This window comes from Paenibacillus tundrae, assembly GCF_036884255.1.
GTDB lineage: Bacteria > Bacillota > Bacilli > Paenibacillales > Paenibacillaceae > Paenibacillus.
In genome coordinates, this window is the sequence record NZ_CP145605.1 from 5,662,541 (window position 1) to 5,681,406 (window position 18,866).

The following is an 18,866-nucleotide window of genomic DNA, read 5'->3' on the forward strand; positions in this document are numbered from 1 at the left end:
TGAGAATTATTTGTGCAGTCCACACTCAGTCTTGTCATTGCCGGACCAGCGTCCCGCACGCGGATCTTCACCAGGCATGACTTGCCGAGTACAATACTCGCATCCAATACTCGGATAATTCTGATCATGTAGTGGATTGTAAACGACGTTGTTTGCCCGAATGTAGTCCCAGACATCTTCGGAAGTCCAGTGAGCAATAGGATTGAATTTCATGAGACCGAATTTTGCATCATATTCCACTTTCTTGGAGTTAGCACGAGTTGGTGCTTGATCTCGACGTATGCCTGTAATCCAAGCATCATACTGTGATAGTATACGTGTCAGAGGTTCCACCTTACGGATATTACAGCAAGCATTAGGATCCGATTTCCACAACTCTGCTCCATGTGCTGCCTCTTGCTCTTCAGGCGTAATTTTAGGTGATACGCGCACAAAATCTAAATTGTACTTTTCTTGCATAACGTCCCGAGTTTCATACGTTTCTTTAAAATGAAAGTCCGTGTCCAAGTAGAACACATCCGTGGATGGACTAATCTTTTGCAGCATATCTACTAACACAACATCCTCTGCACCAAAGCTGCATGCAAATGTAATGTTGGGAAATGTCTCAACCGCATAACGAATAATCTCTTCTGGGCTAGCAGATTCTAATTCCTCAGCTTTTGTCCGGGCAAGCTCCTCTTTTTCAAGCAAGTTCATTTTGTATTTCCCCCAATCAACAATTGTAAATCTAAAGCCGACTAATCTAATATGAATTATGTTTAGTATAAATCTTTCTTAGGGGATGTCAATGCCTGCCATATGGTAAAAAAGAGCATACAATGCTTCACTTTGACGTTATAAATGAGCCATCAATTAGTGATTCAGTTACCTTCTTTCCCTGCTGAAAGGAATAAATATGAATCAATACAGCGCACACTAAGCCAGTACAACACTTATAGTGATCGCCAACAATCCTTTGCCCCTGCTGGGTTTACAGACATTTTAAGAGTTAAGATCATACAGCTCTCTATGTCTATATTGTCTAACTGTAGTGGCAGATAAGTGCGCTTATACTCAGAACTTAGATCAGGGATTGCTCAGAGATATGTAAGCGAGTTTTATTGAAACTATAAGAAAGACTGATGGATTGTTAAGCCGCTTCATCAGGTTATTGTGCTTATGTATTGAAGTATTGAATACCTCACGTTCTTCGTATGATCTAGTGTGTAAGAAGGAAAAGGTTCAGAAGGAAATGAGACGCTATAATGAGCTATGTAGTTTCTATTCATGTTGCGGGAAGGAAACAGAAGTCTCAGGGTGTAAGAGTATAATTAAAAAACGAGGCAGAGTTCGATCGTGAGAACCTGTACATTTCTCCCCAAGCCTCGGGGAAATGAAACAACCTACAAGAGAGAGTATTGGATCCGCATAGGCAGGGTGATCATTTTAGACACAAAAAAACCCCTGGCCGAGGCCAGAGGCTTGTAATGCATCTTAACGTTTGGAGAACTGAGGAGCGCGACGAGCGGCTTTGAGACCGTATTTTTTACGTTCTTTCATCCGTGGGTCACGAGTCAGGAATCCTGCTTTTTTCAGAGATGCACGGTACTCAGGATCTGCTTTCAACAGAGCACGAGAGATACCGTGACGGATAGCGCCGGCTTGACCGGAGATTCCGCCACCATGAGCGATAACCAAAACGTCATAGTTGCTGAGCGTTTCTGTCAAAGTCAGTGGTTGTTTTACGATCAGTTTGAGTGTTTCCAAACCGAAGTATTCATTAATATCACGTTTATTGATGACAATGCGTCCTTCACCCGGTACAAGGCGAACACGTGCTACCGAATGTTTACGACGACCTGTCCCATAGTATTGTACTTGTGCCATGAAACTGTCCTCCTTTTAATTAGCCGCGAAGTTCGTAAACTTCTGGTTTTTGTGCTGCGTGTGGATGCTCAGTGCCTCTGTACGCTTTAAGTCTCAGCTTCATTTTCTCGCCCATGCGAGTTTTTGGAAGCATACCGCGAACAGCCAATTCCAACATACGCTCAGGTTTGTTTTTAACCATCTCTTCAGCAGTAGTTACTTTCAAACCACCTGGGTGCATCGAGTGACGGTAGTATTTCTTACCTTGCATTTTTTTACCAGTCAATACGATTTTCTCAGCATTGATGATAACAACGAAATCGCCAGTGTCCACATGTGGAGTGAATTGTGGCTTATGTTTGCCGCGGATCAAAGCAGCTGCTTCGCTCGCCAAACGTCCGAGGGTTTTGCCTTCAGCATCAATGATGTGCCATTGGCGCTCAACTTCGTTAGGCTTCGCCATGTACGTAGTACGCATGAAAAGTTCCTCCTTAAAATGTTCAAAATCATCATTTTCATTTATCTTCGTTCATTAAGTTATAACTTTAGGTGTTGATGGATTAGTTGTTTCGATGTGAACCTCTTAATTGGGGCTGTGGGAAAGCCATTAAGAAAACACAACTTTTATATTACATGATAGGAGATCAAATCGCAAGTGTTAATTAAGCTTTTTACTCACCAAATTTAATCTTTTTTGTATTCAAGATCCCAGAGCATTAAACCACAGCTAACTGCAGTTGGTCCTGCAGCAGATCGATTACATGCAGCAATCATATTCGGTACATCAGAGGCTTTCCGTTTGCCCTCTCCGATCTCCAGCAGTGTACCTACAATGATACGAACCATATGCTGCAAAAAGCCGTTACCACTCACATAAATGTGAATGACACCCTGATCGCGCGGATGATCCCTACACATTGAACGGTCTACTTCCATCCATGCTTCGTATACCGAACGTACATGATTCTCTTTCTGAGACTTGCGTGAAGCAAAGGAAGTGAAATCATACGTACCTATAAAGTGACGCAGTCCCTCCTCCATGGCCGCAGTGTCCAGTTTGGCATGGTGATGATATTGCAGTCGTCTGTTGAAAACATCCGGAAATTGATTCGCATTAACAGTGTACCGATACGTTTTCTTTTTCGCTGCATAGCGAGAATGAAAATCCGCTGGCACTTCCAATGCATCAATAACGACAATATCCGATGGTAATCTGGAGTTGAGTGCAATACACCAACGCTCAATTGGAATCTGTGACGCTGTAGGAAAATTGAAGATTTGTCTGCGGGCGTGAACGCCTGCATCCGTTCGGCCTGAACCCGTAATTTTAACTGTCTCACCGGTTAATGCACGAATAGCATCTTCAAGATGGTCCTGAATGGTATTACCTCCCGGCTGTACTTGAAAGCCGTAATAGGCTGTTCCATCGTAAGTTACCGTCATACATAAGTTGCGCATCATAACCACACCTTTGTTCCATACTATACATATCCCTATCCCGAACAGCAAAAGAAGCCCCTTACGGAGCTTCAATTACAGCACGAATTCCGAATGAAGAGAAAAAAAGGGTTAACCCAGAATCGTTGACTCTGTCCCCTTTCCTCATCTCATCTGTTCTACGCGCGGTCTACCAGTTCCAAGTAAACCATTGGCGCTGCGTCACCACGACGAGGTCCCAGTTTCAGGATACGAGTGTATCCACCTGGACGCTCAGCGTAACGACCGGACAATTCGCTAAACAGTTTTTGGATTGCATCTTGCTCACCATCGATAGTTTCGCGGCGAACATAAGCAGCCACTTGGCGACGGGCGTGAAGATCTCCCTTTTTCGCTTTAGTGATCAGTTTTTCAGCAATAGAGCGAACCTCTTTTGCTTTCGCTTCAGTTGTCTGAATGCGTTCGTATAAGAACAGGTCGGTTACCAGGTCACGGAACAAAGCTTTACGCGCGCTGGAATTACGGCCCAACTTTTGGTATGCCATTGTTTTCCCTCCTTCACTTCAAGCACTCGGCTGTCTATTCTTCTGTACGGAGTCCCAAACCAAGCTCCTCAAGCTTCTCTTGAACTTCTTCCAAAGACTTACGTCCGAGGTTACGGACTTTCATCATGTCTTCTTCTGTTTTCGTAGTCAGCTCTTGTACGGTATTAATACCAGCACGTTTGAGGCAGTTGTAGGAACGAACAGAGAGATCCAGCTCTTCGATCGTCATTTCGAGTACTTTTTCTTTTTTGTCTTCTTCTTTTTCGACCATGATCTCTGCATCTTTCGCTTCGTCTGTAAGACCCACGAAGAGCATCAAGTGCTCGGTCAAAATTTTAGCGCCGAGGCTTACAGCCTCTTCAGGACGAATACTTCCGTCAGTCCAAACTTCCAACGTGAGCTTGTCATAGTTGGTCACTTGGCCGACACGCGTATTTTCCACAGCGTAGTTTACGCGGCTGATCGGGGTGAAGATGGAATCGACAGGGATGACGCCGATCGGCTGGTCATCGCGTTTATTCCGATCTGCCTGGACGTAGCCGCGACCGCGATTGGCAAAAATACGCATGTGAAGTCTCGAACCTGGTCCGAGCGTAGCAATGTGAAGATCCGGATTAAGGATTTCCACATCGGAGTCAGCACGGATATCCCCTGCCGTAATTGCTCCTTCGCCTTCAGCATCAATCTCGAGAACTTTCTCCTCGTCGGAATGAATCTTAAGCGACAAAGCTTTCAGGTTAAGAATAATCTCCGTTACATCTTCCATTACGCCAGGAACTGTAGCAAATTCATGCAGAACGCCATCGATTTGAACCGAAGACACTGCCGCACCCGGCAGTGAGGAAAGCAAGATTCGGCGAAGCGAGTTTCCAAGCGTCGTACCGTATCCACGTTCCAGCGGTTCTACTACGAATTTCCCATAGGTGCCATCATCGTTGACGTCTACCGTCTCAATTTTCGGCTTTTCGATTTCAATCACTGCAATACCCCTCCTTCAAAACGTCGGTCCTCTATGAAACATTTACCTTCTCTTGCGAAAACATGCAGTACTATGCCTAAACAACCATTATTAGCAGATTGTGCCGGAAGTATACCACACGCAGGGGCAAATCTCATTAGACACGACGACGTTTTGGAGGACGGCATCCGTTATGCGGGACTGGAGTTACGTCTTTGATCAGGTTAACTTCAAGACCAGCAGCTTGCAAAGAGCGGATCGCTGCTTCACGGCCTGCGCCTGGTCCTTTAACCATAACCTCAACGGCTTTCATCCCATGTTCCATTGCAGCTTTGGCAGCAGTCTCAGCAGCCATTTGTGCAGCAAACGGAGTCGATTTACGGGAACCTCTGAATCCGAGGCCGCCGGAGCTTGCCCACGAAATTGCGTTTCCGTGAGGATCCGTAATAGTAACGATAGTGTTATTGAAAGTGGAACGGATATGTGCCACGCCAGATTCAATATTTTTACGGTCACGACGTTTAGTACGTACGACTTTTTTCGGTTTAGCCATTTTCTCTTATCCCCCCTTATTATTTCTTCTTGTTCGCTACTGTACGACGAGGACCTTTACGAGTACGAGCATTCGTTTTCGTACGTTGTCCACGAACAGGCAGACCACGACGATGACGAACTCCACGGTAACAACCGATCTCCGTCAAACGTTTAATATTCAAAGAGATTTCACGACGCAGGTCACCTTCAACTTTGACCTCTTTGTCGATACTTTCACGCAATTTGCTGACTTCATCTTCCGTCAAATCACGAACACGAGTGTTCTGATCGATGCCTGTAGAGCTCAGAATTTTCTGGGAAGTCGTTTTACCGATTCCGAAAATATAAGTCAAGGCGATCTCAACGCGCTTATCACGTGGCAAATCCACACCAGCTATACGTGCCATTTTACGCTACACCCCCTTCTTTAACCTTGTTTTTGTTTGTGTTTCGGATTTTCACAGATAACCATTACATTCCCTTTGCGGCGAATGACTTTGCATTTTTCGCAAATCGGCTTGACCGAAGGTCTTACCTTCATGTGAATTACCTCCTCAAAGTTCTGCTTAGCAAAACTCTCTTCGTAAGCATTGACCTTGTTCTACTATTGTAAAACCGGCTTCGAAGCTTTCGCAAGTTTTGCCGGGCAAAACCCGCTTCATAAGCTTCACAGTTCATTGCAACTGTCTACTACTATTTACGGTAAGTTATACGACCTTTTGTTAGATCATAAGGCGATAACTGAACAACTACTTTGTCTCCAGTCAGGATACGGATAAAGTGCATCCGCAACTTTCCGGAAACGTGAGCGAGAATTTGATGACCGTTCTCAAGCTCAACCTTGAACGTTGCATTCGGTAGCGGTTCGAGAACCGTACCTTCCACTTCAATGACATCTTCCTTAGCCATTAGTCAGTCTCCTTTCTCTTCAGCTTGAATGTTGGTGGATTCCAGAAACGAATGCACCGCATAGCGGAGCTTTCCGTTTGTCACCCGACCACTCTCGTTTAAACTGTTTACGACCTCGCTGCTAATCATCGGTTGGAGCTCAAGATGAAGAATGTTCTTCTTCTTGGGTTGATCAAACTTACGTTTGTCTCCATCCGCAATATATACGAACCTCGCGTCCGCTATAGCAACAATTACTGCGGCTTGGTCCGCATTGCGGCCTTTACGGATCTTCACAAGTTGACCGAGCTGCGGATTAGACTGATTGTTCATGCCTTATCACCTACGCATTCAGTTTTGTGAAAATTTCCATGCCATCTGGTGTAACTGCTACGGTGTGTTCAAAGTGGGCACATAACGATCCATCAACAGTTACGACAGTCCAGTTATCTTCCAACGTTTTTACATACCGTCTACCTACGTTAACCATCGGCTCTATGGCCAGCACCATGCCCGCTTTGAGCCGTGGTCCTCGATCAGGAAGACCATAGTTCGGAATCTGTGGTTCCTCATGCAGATTGGCTCCTATGCCGTGACCGACATATTCACGTACTACCGAAAAACCAGCATCCTCAATATATTTCTGAATCGCATGAGATATTGTAAACAAGCGAACGTCAGGTTTCACTTGCGCCAGACCTGCGTACAATGAAGCCTCCGTAACGTCTAGGAGACGACGGGCTTCTTCAGAAATACGGCCAACTGGATAAGTCCAGGCTGAATCTCCGTGATACCCTTGGTACTGCGCGCCGATGTCAAACGTAACAATATCGCCCTCGTTCAACTTGCGTTTGCCGGGAAATCCATGCACCAACTCTTCATTCACTGAAGCGCACACACTGGCAGGGAAACCGTTATAACCTTTGAAAGACGGCACAGCTCCTTGACTGCGGATAAATTGTTCGGCCATATGGTCAAGTTCTCCAGTCGTAATACCGGGTGAGATATGTTCTGCTAAGAGGCGATGCGTTTCCGCTACGATTCTCCCTGCTTCTCGCATCAAACCCAGTTCCGTTTCTGACTTACCAATGATCATTCAATTAACCTCTCAGTAAGGACACGATTTGTTGAGAAACTTGATCGATATCCTGCTCTCCATCCATTTGGCGAAGAAGAGCTTTGTTCTCATAAAACGTGAGGAGTGGTGCTGTTTTGTTGATATACTCGTCCAGACGCGTGCCTACGCTCTCTTCATTATCATCAGAGCGTTGGTACAACTCTCCGCCGCATTTATCACAAATACCTTCCTGCTTAGGCGGATTGAATACGACATGATACGTGGCTCCACAGTTTTTACAAAGCCGACGACCCGTTAAACGAGCCAACAGTTTGTTGCGATCCACTTTCAGGTTAATCACATGATCAAGACCTGAATTCAGTCGATCCAGAATGCCATCGAGCGCTTCTGCTTGAGACAAGGTTCTTGGAAAACCATCCAAGAGAAACCCTTCTCTGCAGTCCTGCTGCTGCAATCGTTCTTCAACGATGCCGATTGTAACATCATCTGGTACAAGCAATCCTTGATCCATATATTCCTTGGCTTTCAAACCAATGGGAGTTCCCTGTTTGATCGCAAGGCGAAATGCATCGCCTGTTGAAATATGGGGAATACCGAACTCTTTCACGATGACTTCTGCTTGCGTTCCTTTTCCTGCCCCCGGAGGGCCCATGAATAGGATGTTCACGTTATGTCACTCCCTCCAAGACTACCCTACATCAACAAACAGCACAATAGGTGCCGGCAAGTAAATCTTCACTCGACCGGTACCTATTGCCTATTTATTGATAAAACCTTTGTAGTGGCGTTTGATCAATTGGCTTTCGATTTGCTTCATCGTATCCAGCGCAACACCGATAACGATCAGGAGGGATGTTCCTCCAATTTGCGCTGATTGAGGCAAACCAGAAAGTGCCCCTAAGAATACAGGCAGAACGGAAATGACTGCCAAGAAGATGGCTCCGGCCATTGTCAAACGAGTCATGACACGGGTCAGATATTTCTCGGTTGCTTTACCCGGGCGAATGCCTGGGATGTAACCGCCGTTCTTTTTCATATTATCAGCCATCTGCTGTGGATTCATCTGTACGAAAGTATAGAAGAATGTGAAACCGAAGATCATCACAACATACAGCAACATACCAAGAGGTTTGTGTGTAGTCAGATTCTGACCGATCCACTGTGCCCATACGCGATCTGCCCAGAAGTTGGCGATAATCGTTGGGAACATCAACAGCGATGATGCGAAGATGACAGGGATAACACCTGCTGCATTAATTTTCAGCGGGATGTGTGTATTCTGTCCACCGTACATTTTGTTACCTACGACACGTTTAGCGTACTGTACAGGAATTTTCCGAATCGCCTGCTGAATGTAAATGACACCAATGATGATCAGCACAATTACAATTGCGATGATTACACCTTTGAGAATGTTCATGAACAACTGATCAGGTTGGATAAAGTCGGATTCGATCGTTTGTTTGATAATGTTAGGCACCGTTGATAGGATACCCGCAAAGATCAAAATCGAAATCCCGTTTCCTATGCCCTTCTCGGTGATCTGCTCACCAAGCCACATCAGGAATGAAGTACCGGCCGTAAGTACAATCGCAATCAAGATATAATCTGCAAAAGTTGCATTAGGAATCATGTCAGTATTGTACAAGCGATTGAATCCGATCGACGTACCAAACGCTTGAATCAATGCCAACCCTACCGTTAAGTAACGGGTCAACTGTGCAGATTTCTTCTTACCTTGTTCACCTTGCTTTGCCCACTCCGCTAATTTAGGTATAACGTCCATGGAAAGCAACTGTACTATGATAGACGCAGTGATGTAAGGTACGATTCCGAGTGCAAATATCGAGAACTGGAACAGCGCTCCACCCGAAAACGTATTGAGAAGTCCAAAAACTTCTTTACCCGCAGAATTTGTCGCTTCGAACACATCTTTGTTAACACCGGGAACGGGAACAAAGGAGCCGATGCGGTAAATGATCAGTACAAAAAGGGTAAATAATACCCTTTTGCGCAGATCCTCAACCCGCCAGATATTCTTTAGGGTCTTGAACATTAAATCACCTCGGTTGTACCGCCGGCAGCTTCAATTTTCTCCACCGCAGATTGAGAAAACTTATTAGCTTTAACAGTCAGCTTCACAGTGACTTCACCGTTACCCAGGATTTTGATTCCGGATTTAGCGTTTTTAACTACGCCGTTCGTCATCAAGAATTCTGGAGTTACTTCAGTACCCGCTGCAAAACTGTTCAGGTCTTCAATATTCACAACTGCAAATTCTTTGCGAGTTGGGTTTACGAAACCACGTTTTGGCAATCGACGATACAATGGATTTTGTCCACCTTCGAAGCCTGGACGAACACCACCGCCAGAGCGAGAGTTTTGTCCTTTGTGACCGCGACCTGATGTTTTACCTGTACCACTACTTGGACCGCGACCAACACGCTTACGCTCTTTACGAGATCCAGGAGATGGAGAAAGCTCATGTAACTTCATCGTTCGTTGCACCTCCTTAAAGATTTGTGGGATTAACCCGTTATTAAGCTTCTACTTCTTTTACAGCTACCAAGTGGCTTACTTTGTTAATCATACCACGGATGGCAGGATTATCGTTTTGAACCACTTTGCTGTTGATTTTGCGCAATCCCAATGTTTTCACAGTTGTTCTTTGCGTCTCCGGACGTCCGATCAAGCTACGGACGAGGGTAATTTCTAATTTAGCCATGAGAATTCCCTCCTAACCCAGAAGCTCTTCGACGGATTTTCCGCGCAGTTTAGCCACGTCTTCAGCACGCTTCAAACGGGACAAACCTTCCAAAGTCGCATTGACCATGTTCATGGAATTCGAAGAACCCAGAGATTTTGTCAAAATGTCACCCACACCAGCAAGTTCGAGAACCGCACGTACAGGACCACCAGCGATAACACCAGTACCTTCAGATGCTGGTTTCAACAGCACGCGTCCTGCGCCGAACTTACCTGTTACCAAGTGAGGAATCGATGTTCCTACGAGTGGAACGTGTACAAGGTTTTTCTTAGCGTCTTCAATACCTTTGCGAATTGCATCAGGTACTTCGCCCGCTTTACCGATACCAGCTCCAACCCAGCCGTTGCCGTCGCCGACTACAACTAGTGCGCTAAAGCTGAAACGGCGTCCGCCTTTTACTACTTTAGCTACGCGATTAATATTTACAACTCTTTCAGTCAGTTCCAAAGTATTCGGATCTACACGCAAGTCGTTAACCTCCTTTTGAAAAATATCTTAAAACTCAAGTCCTGCTTCACGAGCCGCTTCAGCCAATGCTGCGATACGACCATGGTACAGATAACCACTACGGTCAAATACGATGTTGGAAACACCTTTGTCTTTCGCACGTTTAGCAACGAGTTCGCCAACTTTACGAGCTGATTCAACAGATGCACCATTTTGAATGTCGCTGCTCAATTCTTTGTCTACGGTAGACGCGGAAGCGATTGTTACACCAGCTACATCATCGATGATTTGAGCATACATATGTTTACCAGAACGGAATACGTTCAAACGTGGACGTGCTGCCGTTCCTTGGATTTTCTTACGAACGCGAAGGTGTCTTTTCAGACGAGCCTTATTTTTATCTGGTTTCGTAATCATCTCAGGGATTCACTCCTTTCAGGTTACCTCGCTGGCTTCAAAGCAGAAGCCACGGGGTATATTAGAAACACACGAAGCAAGCAAGCCGAAAGCCGCGCAAAGGCGGTAAGAGAAATCTTATTTCTTCTTACCGGCTTTACCTTCCTTACGGATGATACGCTCGCCTTCATATTTAATACCTTTACCTTTGTACGGCTCAGGTTCACGAACGGAACGAATTTTAGCAGCGTAAGCTCCTACGCGCTCTTTGTCGATTCCGCGAACGATGATTTTCGTATTCGAAGGAACTTCGAATTCGATTCCCGCTTCCGGTGTAATTTCAACCGGGTGAGAGTATCCAACGTTCAAAACGATTTTATCTCCGGATTTGCTTGCACGATATCCGACCCCAACCAGCTCCAGAGATTTTGCGAATCCTTCAGTAACGCCGCTCACCATGTTGTTTACAACGCTACGCGTTGTGCCGTGCAAAGAACGGTGAGTTTTGTTATCGGAAGGACGCACAACTGTAATTTCGTTGTTCTCAACTGTTACCTTCATATCTTTATGAAGTTCACGAGTCAGAGTTCCTTTTGGTCCTTTTACCGTAATAACGGTGTTGTCCAGTGTGATGTCCACACCACTTGGTACTGTAATTGGTTTGCGACCAATACGAGACATATGTTGCACCTCCTATCTTGTGACGTTATATTACCAAACGTAGCAGACTACTTCGCCGCCGGATTTTGATTGACGAGCTTCTTTGTCCGTCATGATACCTTTGGATGTTGAGATGATCGCGATTCCCAGGCCACCAAGTACACGAGGTACTTCGTTGCTTTTCGTGTATACACGAAGACCAGGTTTACTGATTCTTTTCAGACCAGTGATAACGCGCTCGTTATTTTGACCGTATTTCAGGAAAACACGGATAATCCCTTGTTTGTTATCATCGATAACTTCAGCATCACGGATGAAACCTTCACGCTTCAGGATATCGGCGATTTGTTTTTTCATTGTCGAAGCAGGCATTTCTACTGTTTCGTGGCGAACAGTGTTCGCGTTACGAATACGAGTAAGCATATCTGCAATTGGATCAGACATAGTCATTGTGAGTTAACCTCCTTCCCGTTCAGGACTTTTTACCAGCTTGCTTTTTTCACGCCAGGGATCTGGCCTTTATAAGCTAATTCACGGAAGCAAATTCTGCAAATTTTGAACTTCTGCAGTACCGAATGTGGACGTCCGCAACGCTCACAGCGTGTATAAGCACGTACTTTAAACTTTGGTGTACGTTGTTGTTTAACTTTCATCGAAGTTTTTGCCACTTAGCCTGACACCTCCTAAATAATTTCGGAGAAAAGGGAGTCTTTCCAGACACCCGGAAACGTTATGCCAACATTATTTAACGAAAGGCATTCCCAGTTGCGTGAGCAACTCACGGGACTCTTCGTCTGTTTTCGCCGTTGTTACGATGACAATATCCATACCGCGGACTTTGTCTACTTTATCATACTCGATCTCTGGGAAGATCAATTGCTCTTTAAGACCCAGTGTATAGTTACCACGACCATCAAAAGCTTTGCTTGAAACACCGCGGAAGTCGCGGACACGTGGAAGTGTTACGTTAAGCAATTTATCGAGGAAGTAATACATACGCTCGCCGCGCAATGTCACTTTCACACCGATAGGCATGTTCTCACGCAGTTTGAAACCTGCGATAGATTTTTTAGCACGAGTGATTACAGGTTTTTGACCTGCGATCAGTTGCAAATCGTTTACTGCGGAATCCAACACTTTGGAGTTTTGGACAGCGTCGCCCACACCCATGTTGATAACGATTTTCTCGATTTTCGGCACTTGCATTACCGTTGTATAGTTAAACTTCTGCATCAAAGCAGGAGCGATTTCTTGCAGGTAACGTTCTTTCATTCTTGATGCCATGAATCATAGCCCTCCTTTCTCATTCGGTTCAATTAGTCGATAATTTCTCCGGAACGTTTAGCAACGCGCACTTTCTTTCCGTTATCCAACACTTTGTAACCAACACGGGTTACATTTCCGCTCTTCGGATCGATGTGCATTACGTTTGAAACGTGAATCGGAGCTTCCTTCTCGATAATGCCGCCTTGCGGATTTTGCTGGTTAGGCTTCTGGTGTTTTTTCACCATGTTAACACCTTCCACAAGGACGCGGTTCTCACGAGGATAAGCAGCGATGACACGGCCTTTTTTACCTTTGTCTTTACCGCTGATCACCATAACCGTATCTTCCTTTTTAACGTGAAGTTTGTTGTTATGGGATTCCAGAACTTTTTTCACTCTTGGCATTTCGTACACCTCCTGTTTCTAACATCACGAGATTAAGCTTTAGATAACTTCTGGAGCCAAGGAAACGATTTTCATGAAATCTTTGTCGCGAAGTTCACGAGCAACAGGTCCGAAAATACGTGTTCCACGAGGGCTTCTGTCGTCTTTGACAACAACCGCTGCATTTTCATCAAAACCGATGTAGGAACCGTCTTTACGACGTATAGAACGTTTAGTACGAACGACAACCGCTCTAACTACATCACCTTTTTTGACAACGCCGCCTGGTGTTGCTTGTTTTACAGAACAAACGATCAAGTCACCGATTTGAGCTGTACGACGTCCAGTACCGCCTAGTACGCGGATACACATCAATTCCTTCGCGCCGGAGTTGTCAGCTACAGTCAATCGTGTAAATGGTTGGATCATTTAGAATTCCTCCTTTCAGCTATGCTGTATATGCATTAGATGATAACCGCTTTTTCTACGACTTCAGTAAGTCTCCAGCGTTTATCTTTCGAAAGCGGACGAGTCTCCATGATTTTCACCGTGTCACCGATTTTCGCAGTGTTTTCTTCGTCATGCGCTTTGAACTTTTTAGTAACCTTAATGCGCTTATGGTACAATTTGTGGTTTTTGTAGGTTTCTACAGCAACAACAATCGTTTTATCCATTTTATCACTGACTACTTTACCAGTTTGCACTTTACGTGCGTTACGTTCTTCGCTCATTGTTGGCCTCCTTCCTGATTACGGACGGATTATATATCCGACCCTAATTAACCGATTCCCAATTCTCTTTCACGGATAATGGTTTTAGCACGAGCTATTTCTTTCCGCACATCACGGATTCGAGTCGGGTTATCCAGCTGACCGGTAGCGAGTTGAAAGCGGAGGTTAAAGAGTTCTTCTTTAAATCCGACAATCTTTTGCTCGATTTCAGCAGAGGTTAGGTTGCGAAATTCACTAGCTTTCATTTGCTTCACCACCCAATTCTTCACGTTTCACGAACTTCGTTTTGATTGGCAGTTTGTGAGCGGCAAGACGCATTGCTTCGCGTGCAATCTCCTCCGGTACACCAGCAAGTTCAAACATGATCTTACCTGGTTTCACTACTGCAACCCATTTTTCTACGTTACCTTTACCGCTACCCATCCGAACCTCGAGAGGCTTTTGAGTGATTGGCTTGTCAGGGAAAATCTTGATCCAGACTTTACCACCACGTTTGATGTAACGAGTCATCGCAATACGAGCCGCTTCGATTTGACGGTTCGTAATCCAAGCCGGTTCCGTAGCTTGCAGACCGTATTCGCCAAAGTTCAGCGTAGTTCCGCCTTTAGCTTGGCCTTTCATATGTCCGCGTTGTTGCTTACGGTGTTTTACACGTTTTGGTACCAACATGATTAGTTGCCTCCTTCCTTAGCAGCTTGTTTCTTAGCCGTAGGAAGAACCTCTCCACGATAGATCCATACTTTTACGCCGATACGTCCGTAAGTAGTATGAGCCTCTGCAGTACCATAGTCAATGTCAGCACGCAGTGTGTGCAGTGGAACAGTTCCTTCGCTGTAGCCTTCAGAACGTGCAATCTCAGCTCCGCCAAGACGTCCGCCTACTTGAGTTTTAATACCTTTTGCGCCAGAACGCATAGTTCTTTGAATAGCTTGTTTCAGAGCACGACGGAAAGAAACACGACGTTCCAATTGTTGTGCAATGCTTTCTGCTACCAGGACTGCGTCCAGGTCTTGGTTCTTAATTTCAGAGATGTTAATGTGTACTTTTTTACCGCCAGCAATTTTCGTAATTTGGTTACGAAGATTTTCTACTTCAGATCCACCCTTACCGATTACCATACCTGGTTTCGCTGTGTGAATCGTTACGTTTACGCGGTTAGCCGCTCTCTCGATCTCAACACGAGACATAGCGGAGTCTTTCAATTTATTTTTCAGGAATTCACGAATTTTCACGTCTTCCATCAAAAGATCACCGAAGTCTTTGCCTGCATACCACTTAGATTCCCAGTCACGGATAACTCCGACACGGAGTCCGACTGGATTTACCTTTTGGCCCACACGTTTCCCCTCCTTTTACTTTTCAGATACCACCAAAGTGATGTGGCTAGTACGTTTGTTAATACGACTTGCACGTCCCATTGCACGAGGGCGGAAACGTTTCATTGTCGGTCCTTGGTTCACGTAAGCTTGCGAGATAACCAAGTTATTAACATCCAAAGAATAATTATGTTCCGCGTTCGCAATAGCGGAGTTGAGCAACTTCTCAACGATTGGAGAAGCAGATTTCGGAGTGTGACGGAGAATGGCAACCGCCTCACCTACTTGCTTGCCGCGAATCAAGTCAACAACGAGTTGAACTTTACGAGGAGCAATCCGGATAAACTTAGCATGTGCTTTTGCTTCCATTGTGTAACCTCCTCTCAAACATTAAAGATGTTCATTTATCTTCTTGTTTTCTTATCATCATCAGTATGGCCTTTGTACGTACGGGTTGGAGCGAACTCACCCAGTTTGTGTCCAACCATGTCCTCAGTTACATACACTGGCACGTGCTTACGACCGTCGTAAACGCCAAATGTGTGTCCGATGAATTGTGGGAAAATTGTAGAGCGACGGGACCAGGTTTTGATAACGTTCTTCTTACCTGACGCTTCCATCTCTTCTACCTTCTTGAGCATGTAGCCATCAATGAATGGCCCTTTTTTCAAACTGCGACTCATGTGGAGATCCTCCCTTCAAACGTAGCTATTATGCATCCGCAGATGCCTCACGAAGTCATGCACAGTGTGTATTACTTCGTGCGGCGGCGAATGATGTATTTATCAGAAGCTTTATTTTTCTTACGCGTTTTGAAACCAAGAGTAGGTTTACCCCATGGTGACATTGGCGATTTACGTCCGATTGGAGCACGACCTTCACCACCACCGTGAGGGTGATCGTTAGGGTTCATTACCACACCACGAACTTCAGGACGTTGTCCCAACCAACGGCTACGACCGGCTTTACCGATTTTGATGAGCTCGTGGTCTTGGTTACCAACGGATCCGATTGTCGCACGGCAAACTTTAAGAATACGACGAACTTCTCCGGAAGAGAGACGAACGGAAACGTATTTTTCTTCTTTACCAAGCAACTGAGCTTCTGTACCAGCAGCACGAACCAATTGTCCGCCTTTACCTGGTTTCAACTCGATGTTGTGGATAACGGTACCTACTGGAATGTTTTCGAGTGGCAACGCGTTACCAATTTTGATGTCTGATTCAGGTCCAGAGAATACTTGATCTCCAACTTTCAAACCTTTAGGAGCGATGATGTAACGTTTCTCACCATCAGCATAGTGAATCAGAGCGATGTTAGATGTACGGTTCGGGTCATACTCGATTGTAGCAACGCGGCCCGGTATTCCATCTTTAGTACGTTTGAAGTCAATGATACGGTATTTACGTTTGTGTCCACCACCATGGTGACGAACTGTAATTTTACCTTGGTTGTTGCGGCCTGCTTGTTTGCTAAGCGGGGCAAGCAACGATTTCTCCGGCTTATCTGTGGTGATTTCCTCAAATGTAGAAACGGACATGTTCCGTCTTGCCGGGGATGTTGGTTTATACTTTTTGATTGGCACTGGGTTTCCCTCCTTACTTCAACAATTTCAATTATACAGTTTCAAAGAACTCAAGCGTTTTGCTGTCTTGTGTCAGCGTTACAAACGCTTTTTTCCATTCGCTAGTATATCCGGAATAACGTCCGTACCGTTTCGGTTTAGCTGGAACACGAAGTGTGTTCACGTTTTTCACTTTTACGTTGAAAATAGCTTCTACCGCTTTTTTGATCTCGGTTTTGTTTGCACGGATATCGACTTCAAATACATATTTCAAGTCGTTCATCATGTCAGCAGTACGTTCCGTAATAATCGGACGTTTTACAATATCACGAGGATCCTTCATTACGCGAGCACCTCCTCTACCTTCTGAACTGCTTCTTTCGTAATGATCAGTTTGTCGTGCGCAAGCACGTCAAGAACATTAATGCCGTCAGCAGCTACGAATTTCACGCCTGGAATATTCCGTGCGGAAAGAGCTACATTATCATCATAGCTAGGTGCTACGATCAAAGCTTTGCGTCCTACTTTGAGGTTGTTCAAAATAGCTGCAAATTCTTTAGTTTTAGGTGTGCTCAATGCGAGAGCATCCAAAACGATAATGTCATTGTCAAGCACTTTGGATGAAAGAGCTGATTTGATCGCCAAACGGCGAACTTTCTTAGGCAGTTTGTACGCATAGCTCCGTGGTGTCGGACCAAATACGATACCGCCGCCTTTCCATTGTGGAGAACGAATTGAACCTTGACGAGCGCGACCTGTACCTTTTTGTTTCCAAGGCTTACGTCCACCGCCACGCACTTCAGAACGTCCTTTTACTTTGTGGGTACCTTGACGAAGGGAAGCGCGTTGCATAAGAACTGCATCGTACAGAACGTGTTGATTCGGCTCAATTCCGAATACAGCATCGTTCAATTCAACTTCACCTACTTGGCTACCATCTACATTGTAAACTGATACTTTTGGCATTTTGTGTTCCTCCTTTCTTCAGTGGTTATTTTTTCACCGTTTCTTTAACTTTAATGAGACTGTTTTTCGGTCCAGGAATGGAACCTTTCACGAGCAACACGTTATGCTCAGCGTCCACTTTAACTACTTCAAGACGTTGGATTGTAACTGTATCATGTCCCATGTGTCCTGGCAGGCGTTTGCCTTTAGGAACGCGGTTAGCTTGGATCGAACCCATCGAACCCGGGCCACGGTGATAACGAGAACCGTGTGACATAGGCCCAGTGCTTTGTCCCCAACGTTTGATTACGCCGGCAAAACCTTTACCTTTAGAAACACCCGTTACGTCAACGAATTCGCCTTCAGCGAAAATGTCAGCTTTCAGTTCTTGGCCAACTTCATATTCAGCGATGTTGATACCGCGAACTTCACGAACGTAGCGCTTAGGGGCAGTATTCGCTTTTTTAGCGTGACCTGCTTCTGGCTTGTTAGCATTTTTCTCTTTCTTATCGGAGTATCCGATTTGAATTGCTTCGTAGCCATCGTTCTCAATGTCTTTCTTTTGCAAAACAACACAAGGGCCTGCTTCGATAACCGTTACAGGAATAACGTTACCTTCAGGAGTAAATACTTGAGTCATTCCGAGTTTTTTTCCTAAGATTGCTTTCATGTTGACACCTCTTTTCCTCTATACATGGTCTTTGTTGTAGCTTGTATTACAATTTAATTTCGATATCTACACCGGACGGCAGATCCAAGCGCATCAAGGCATCCACAGTTTGTGGAGTCGGGTTAACGATGTCGATCAAACGCTTATGCGTGCGTTGTTCGAATTGCTCCCGAGAATCCTTGTACTTGTGCACCGCACGAAGAATAGTAATGATTTGTTTTTCAGTAGGAAGCGGAATCGGACCGGATACACCTGCACCCGAACGTTTTGCTGTTTCAACAATTTTCTCCGCGGATTGATCAAGAATTCTGTGGTCGTAAGCTTTCAAACGAATACGAATTTTTTGCTTTGCCATTTTAGTCCCTCCTTCTATCGCCCAATTTTTTATCGGACATACTCCGTGAAAATTTTCTAGCCACCGCCTCATGGCAAA

General features: G+C 45.1%; 35 protein-coding genes. All 35 read right to left on the minus strand.

Going from position 1 to position 18,866, the window contains the following annotated elements; translation table 11 throughout:
• Positions 1–6: 6 nt before the first annotated feature.
• On the minus strand, positions 7–699 hold the full coding sequence (locus V6W81_RS25475) for a phosphoadenylyl-sulfate reductase (RefSeq protein ID WP_145053327.1): 693 nt from the start codon (positions 697–699) through the stop codon (positions 7–9).
• Between the two features lie 777 nt (positions 700–1,476).
• Positions 1,477–1,869 carry a 30S ribosomal protein S9 gene (gene rpsI / locus V6W81_RS25480; RefSeq protein WP_056697740.1) on the minus strand — a complete coding sequence of 131 codons (393 nt, stop codon included), beginning with the start codon at positions 1,867–1,869 and terminating at the stop codon, positions 1,477–1,479.
• Between the two features lie 19 nt (positions 1,870–1,888).
• Positions 1,889–2,326 carry a 50S ribosomal protein L13 gene (rplM, locus tag V6W81_RS25485; protein ID WP_024633564.1) on the minus strand — a complete coding sequence of 146 codons (438 nt, stop codon included), beginning with the start codon at positions 2,324–2,326 and terminating at the stop codon, positions 1,889–1,891.
• Between the two features lie 206 nt (positions 2,327–2,532).
• A complete protein-coding gene (truA, locus tag V6W81_RS25490; RefSeq protein ID WP_145053373.1) occupies positions 2,533–3,306 on the minus strand; it encodes a tRNA pseudouridine(38-40) synthase TruA in 774 nt (257 codons plus the stop codon).
• A 158-nt stretch (positions 3,307–3,464) separates the two neighbouring features.
• Positions 3,465–3,830: a 50S ribosomal protein L17 gene (gene rplQ, locus V6W81_RS25495; RefSeq protein WP_017692102.1), complete on the minus strand. Its 366-nt coding sequence runs from the start codon at positions 3,828–3,830 to the stop codon at positions 3,465–3,467.
• 34 nt (positions 3,831–3,864) lie between these two features.
• The gene (locus V6W81_RS25500; protein WP_024633566.1) at positions 3,865–4,809 is read right to left on the minus strand and encodes a DNA-directed RNA polymerase subunit alpha; all 945 of its coding nucleotides are present in this window, start codon (positions 4,807–4,809) and stop codon (positions 3,865–3,867) included.
• Between the two features lie 136 nt (positions 4,810–4,945).
• Positions 4,946–5,341 carry a 30S ribosomal protein S11 gene (rpsK, locus tag V6W81_RS25505; RefSeq protein ID WP_017692100.1) on the minus strand — a complete coding sequence of 132 codons (396 nt, stop codon included), beginning with the start codon at positions 5,339–5,341 and terminating at the stop codon, positions 4,946–4,948.
• Between the two features lie 19 nt (positions 5,342–5,360).
• Positions 5,361–5,729: a 30S ribosomal protein S13 gene (gene rpsM, locus V6W81_RS25510; protein ID WP_128103670.1), complete on the minus strand. Its 369-nt coding sequence runs from the start codon at positions 5,727–5,729 to the stop codon at positions 5,361–5,363.
• Between the two features lie 20 nt (positions 5,730–5,749).
• A complete protein-coding gene (gene rpmJ / locus V6W81_RS25515; RefSeq protein ID WP_003333770.1) occupies positions 5,750–5,863 on the minus strand; it encodes a 50S ribosomal protein L36 in 114 nt (37 codons plus the stop codon).
• Positions 5,864–6,015: 152 nt separating this feature from the next.
• A complete protein-coding gene (infA, locus tag V6W81_RS25520; protein WP_017692098.1) occupies positions 6,016–6,231 on the minus strand; it encodes a translation initiation factor IF-1 in 216 nt (71 codons plus the stop codon).
• A 3-nt stretch (positions 6,232–6,234) separates the two neighbouring features.
• Positions 6,235–6,543: a KOW domain-containing RNA-binding protein gene (locus V6W81_RS25525; protein WP_056697726.1), complete on the minus strand. Its 309-nt coding sequence runs from the start codon at positions 6,541–6,543 to the stop codon at positions 6,235–6,237.
• 10 nt (positions 6,544–6,553) lie between these two features.
• Complete coding sequence (map, locus tag V6W81_RS25530) at positions 6,554–7,306, minus strand: type I methionyl aminopeptidase (RefSeq protein ID WP_145053329.1); 753 nt, start codon at positions 7,304–7,306, stop codon at positions 6,554–6,556.
• Positions 7,307–7,310: 4 nt separating this feature from the next.
• Entirely contained in the window at positions 7,311–7,955 is a 645-nt protein-coding gene (locus V6W81_RS25535) for an adenylate kinase (protein ID WP_145053330.1), read from the minus strand.
• A gap of 90 nt (positions 7,956–8,045) precedes the next feature.
• Positions 8,046–9,344 carry a preprotein translocase subunit SecY gene (secY, locus tag V6W81_RS25540; RefSeq protein ID WP_128103674.1) on the minus strand — a complete coding sequence of 433 codons (1,299 nt, stop codon included), beginning with the start codon at positions 9,342–9,344 and terminating at the stop codon, positions 8,046–8,048.
• Positions 9,344–9,784 (minus strand): 50S ribosomal protein L15, encoded by a 441-nt coding sequence (rplO, locus tag V6W81_RS25545; protein WP_056697714.1) that lies wholly within the window; start codon positions 9,782–9,784, stop codon positions 9,344–9,346. Before rplO ends, secY begins: the two co-directional genes overlap by 1 nt.
• A 43-nt stretch (positions 9,785–9,827) precedes the next feature.
• Positions 9,828–10,013, minus strand: a complete 186-nt coding sequence (gene rpmD, locus V6W81_RS25550; protein WP_017692092.1) for a 50S ribosomal protein L30 — start codon at positions 10,011–10,013, stop codon at positions 9,828–9,830.
• A gap of 12 nt (positions 10,014–10,025) precedes the next feature.
• Positions 10,026–10,523 carry a 30S ribosomal protein S5 gene (gene rpsE, locus V6W81_RS25555; RefSeq protein ID WP_017692091.1) on the minus strand — a complete coding sequence of 166 codons (498 nt, stop codon included), beginning with the start codon at positions 10,521–10,523 and terminating at the stop codon, positions 10,026–10,028.
• Between the two features lie 27 nt (positions 10,524–10,550).
• Positions 10,551–10,919: a 50S ribosomal protein L18 gene (gene rplR / locus V6W81_RS25560; RefSeq protein ID WP_105406974.1), complete on the minus strand. Its 369-nt coding sequence runs from the start codon at positions 10,917–10,919 to the stop codon at positions 10,551–10,553.
• A 117-nt stretch (positions 10,920–11,036) separates the two neighbouring features.
• Positions 11,037–11,579 (minus strand): 50S ribosomal protein L6, encoded by a 543-nt coding sequence (gene rplF / locus V6W81_RS25565; RefSeq protein WP_017692089.1) that lies wholly within the window; start codon positions 11,577–11,579, stop codon positions 11,037–11,039.
• Positions 11,580–11,609: 30 nt separating this feature from the next.
• On the minus strand, positions 11,610–12,008 hold the full coding sequence (gene rpsH / locus V6W81_RS25570; protein ID WP_017692088.1) for a 30S ribosomal protein S8: 399 nt from the start codon (positions 12,006–12,008) through the stop codon (positions 11,610–11,612).
• 32 nt (positions 12,009–12,040) lie between these two features.
• Entirely contained in the window at positions 12,041–12,226 is a 186-nt protein-coding gene (locus tag V6W81_RS25575; protein WP_013312154.1) for a type Z 30S ribosomal protein S14, read from the minus strand.
• A gap of 73 nt (positions 12,227–12,299) precedes the next feature.
• On the minus strand, positions 12,300–12,842 hold the full coding sequence (gene rplE / locus V6W81_RS25580) for a 50S ribosomal protein L5 (protein ID WP_128103676.1): 543 nt from the start codon (positions 12,840–12,842) through the stop codon (positions 12,300–12,302).
• A 32-nt stretch (positions 12,843–12,874) separates the two neighbouring features.
• On the minus strand, positions 12,875–13,228 hold the full coding sequence (gene rplX, locus V6W81_RS25585; RefSeq protein WP_145053336.1) for a 50S ribosomal protein L24: 354 nt from the start codon (positions 13,226–13,228) through the stop codon (positions 12,875–12,877).
• A 39-nt stretch (positions 13,229–13,267) separates the two neighbouring features.
• Positions 13,268–13,636 (minus strand): 50S ribosomal protein L14, encoded by a 369-nt coding sequence (rplN, locus tag V6W81_RS25590; protein ID WP_056697703.1) that lies wholly within the window; start codon positions 13,634–13,636, stop codon positions 13,268–13,270.
• Positions 13,637–13,671: 35 nt separating this feature from the next.
• Positions 13,672–13,938: a 30S ribosomal protein S17 gene (gene rpsQ, locus V6W81_RS25595; RefSeq protein WP_056697701.1), complete on the minus strand. Its 267-nt coding sequence runs from the start codon at positions 13,936–13,938 to the stop codon at positions 13,672–13,674.
• 47 nt (positions 13,939–13,985) lie between these two features.
• A complete protein-coding gene (gene rpmC / locus V6W81_RS25600) occupies positions 13,986–14,183 on the minus strand; it encodes a 50S ribosomal protein L29 (protein WP_145053338.1) in 198 nt (65 codons plus the stop codon).
• On the minus strand, positions 14,173–14,607 hold the full coding sequence (gene rplP, locus V6W81_RS25605) for a 50S ribosomal protein L16 (protein WP_017692082.1): 435 nt from the start codon (positions 14,605–14,607) through the stop codon (positions 14,173–14,175). The genes rpmC and rplP overlap by 11 nt, the downstream gene beginning before the upstream one ends.
• Positions 14,608–14,609: 2 nt before the next feature.
• A complete protein-coding gene (rpsC, locus tag V6W81_RS25610; RefSeq protein ID WP_056697698.1) occupies positions 14,610–15,275 on the minus strand; it encodes a 30S ribosomal protein S3 in 666 nt (221 codons plus the stop codon).
• 15 nt (positions 15,276–15,290) lie between these two features.
• Positions 15,291–15,623, minus strand: a complete 333-nt coding sequence (gene rplV, locus V6W81_RS25615) for a 50S ribosomal protein L22 (RefSeq protein WP_024633583.1) — start codon at positions 15,621–15,623, stop codon at positions 15,291–15,293.
• A 35-nt stretch (positions 15,624–15,658) separates the two neighbouring features.
• Positions 15,659–15,937, minus strand: coding sequence for a 30S ribosomal protein S19 (gene rpsS, locus V6W81_RS25620; RefSeq protein WP_056697694.1), 279 nt, complete (start codon positions 15,935–15,937; stop codon positions 15,659–15,661).
• Positions 15,938–16,008: 71 nt separating this feature from the next.
• Positions 16,009–16,839, minus strand: coding sequence for a 50S ribosomal protein L2 (rplB, locus tag V6W81_RS25625; protein WP_056697692.1), 831 nt, complete (start codon positions 16,837–16,839; stop codon positions 16,009–16,011).
• Positions 16,840–16,870: 31 nt separating this feature from the next.
• Positions 16,871–17,161, minus strand: coding sequence for a 50S ribosomal protein L23 (gene rplW, locus V6W81_RS25630; protein ID WP_024633586.1), 291 nt, complete (start codon positions 17,159–17,161; stop codon positions 16,871–16,873).
• A complete protein-coding gene (gene rplD, locus V6W81_RS25635) occupies positions 17,161–17,784 on the minus strand; it encodes a 50S ribosomal protein L4 (RefSeq protein ID WP_056697690.1) in 624 nt (207 codons plus the stop codon). Before rplD ends, rplW begins: the two co-directional genes overlap by 1 nt.
• Positions 17,785–17,809: 25 nt before the next feature.
• Positions 17,810–18,433: a 50S ribosomal protein L3 gene (gene rplC, locus V6W81_RS25640; RefSeq protein WP_338540762.1), complete on the minus strand. Its 624-nt coding sequence runs from the start codon at positions 18,431–18,433 to the stop codon at positions 17,810–17,812.
• Between the two features lie 46 nt (positions 18,434–18,479).
• The gene (rpsJ, locus tag V6W81_RS25645) at positions 18,480–18,788 is read right to left on the minus strand and encodes a 30S ribosomal protein S10 (protein WP_017692074.1); all 309 of its coding nucleotides are present in this window, start codon (positions 18,786–18,788) and stop codon (positions 18,480–18,482) included.
• Between the last annotated feature and the right edge of the window lie 78 nt (positions 18,789–18,866).

Excerpts from the sequence above, each read along its gene's own strand:
- rplR (WP_105406974.1), bottom strand. The coding sequence starts at position 10,919 with ATGATTACGAAACCAGATAAAAATAAGGCTCGTCTGAAAAGACACCTT.
- V6W81_RS25525 (WP_056697726.1), bottom strand. The coding sequence starts at position 6,543 with ATGAACAATCAGTCTAATCCGCAGCTCGGTCAACTTGTGAAGATCCGT.
- rpmJ (WP_003333770.1), bottom strand. The coding sequence starts at position 5,863 with ATGAAGGTAAGACCTTCGGTCAAGCCGATTTGCGAAAAATGCAAAGTC.
- rplO (WP_056697714.1), bottom strand. The coding sequence starts at position 9,784 with ATGAAGTTACATGAGCTTTCTCCATCTCCTGGATCTCGTAAAGAGCGT.
- rpsQ (WP_056697701.1), bottom strand. The coding sequence starts at position 13,938 with ATGAGCGAAGAACGTAACGCACGTAAAGTGCAAACTGGTAAAGTAGTC.
- rpsI (WP_056697740.1), bottom strand. The coding sequence starts at position 1,869 with ATGGCACAAGTACAATACTATGGGACAGGTCGTCGTAAACATTCGGTA.
- rpsS (WP_056697694.1), bottom strand. The coding sequence starts at position 15,937 with ATGAGTCGCAGTTTGAAAAAAGGGCCATTCATTGATGGCTACATGCTC.
- rplN (WP_056697703.1), bottom strand. The coding sequence starts at position 13,636 with ATGATCCAACCATTTACACGATTGACTGTAGCTGACAACTCCGGCGCG.
- rplP (WP_017692082.1), bottom strand. The coding sequence starts at position 14,607 with ATGTTGGTACCAAAACGTGTAAAACACCGTAAGCAACAACGCGGACAT.
- rplE (WP_128103676.1), bottom strand. The coding sequence starts at position 12,842 with ATGGCATCAAGAATGAAAGAACGTTACCTGCAAGAAATCGCTCCTGCT.
- map (WP_145053329.1), bottom strand. The coding sequence starts at position 7,306 with ATGATCATTGGTAAGTCAGAAACGGAACTGGGTTTGATGCGAGAAGCA.
- V6W81_RS25475 (WP_145053327.1), bottom strand. The coding sequence starts at position 699 with ATGAACTTGCTTGAAAAAGAGGAGCTTGCCCGGACAAAAGCTGAGGAA.
- rpsH (WP_017692088.1), bottom strand. The coding sequence starts at position 12,008 with ATGACTATGTCTGATCCAATTGCAGATATGCTTACTCGTATTCGTAAC.
- rplW (WP_024633586.1), bottom strand. The coding sequence starts at position 17,161 with ATGAAGGATCCTCGTGATATTGTAAAACGTCCGATTATTACGGAACGT.
- rplC (WP_338540762.1), bottom strand. The coding sequence starts at position 18,433 with ATGAAAGCAATCTTAGGAAAAAAACTCGGAATGACTCAAGTATTTACT.
- rpsM (WP_128103670.1), bottom strand. The coding sequence starts at position 5,729 with ATGGCACGTATAGCTGGTGTGGATTTGCCACGTGATAAGCGCGTTGAG.
- rplV (WP_024633583.1), bottom strand. The coding sequence starts at position 15,623 with ATGGAAGCAAAAGCACATGCTAAGTTTATCCGGATTGCTCCTCGTAAA.
- rpsJ (WP_017692074.1), bottom strand. The coding sequence starts at position 18,788 with ATGGCAAAGCAAAAAATTCGTATTCGTTTGAAAGCTTACGACCACAGA.
- rplQ (WP_017692102.1), bottom strand. The coding sequence starts at position 3,830 with ATGGCATACCAAAAGTTGGGCCGTAATTCCAGCGCGCGTAAAGCTTTG.
- infA (WP_017692098.1), bottom strand. The coding sequence starts at position 6,231 with ATGGCTAAGGAAGATGTCATTGAAGTGGAAGGTACGGTTCTCGAACCG.
- rplM (WP_024633564.1), bottom strand. The coding sequence starts at position 2,326 with ATGCGTACTACGTACATGGCGAAGCCTAACGAAGTTGAGCGCCAATGG.
- secY (WP_128103674.1), bottom strand. The coding sequence starts at position 9,344 with ATGTTCAAGACCCTAAAGAATATCTGGCGGGTTGAGGATCTGCGCAAA.
- rplD (WP_056697690.1), bottom strand. The coding sequence starts at position 17,784 with ATGCCAAAAGTATCAGTTTACAATGTAGATGGTAGCCAAGTAGGTGAA.
- rpsK (WP_017692100.1), bottom strand. The coding sequence starts at position 5,341 with ATGGCTAAACCGAAAAAAGTCGTACGTACTAAACGTCGTGACCGTAAA.
- truA (WP_145053373.1), bottom strand. The coding sequence starts at position 3,306 with ATGCGCAACTTATGTATGACGGTAACTTACGATGGAACAGCCTATTAC.
- rplF (WP_017692089.1), bottom strand. The coding sequence starts at position 11,579 with ATGTCTCGTATTGGTCGCAAACCAATTACAGTACCAAGTGGTGTGGAC.
- rpmC (WP_145053338.1), bottom strand. The coding sequence starts at position 14,183 with ATGAAAGCTAGTGAATTTCGCAACCTAACCTCTGCTGAAATCGAGCAA.
- rplX (WP_145053336.1), bottom strand. The coding sequence starts at position 13,228 with ATGCCAAGAGTGAAAAAAGTTCTGGAATCCCATAACAACAAACTTCAC.
- rpmD (WP_017692092.1), bottom strand. The coding sequence starts at position 10,013 with ATGGCTAAATTAGAAATTACCCTCGTCCGTAGCTTGATCGGACGTCCG.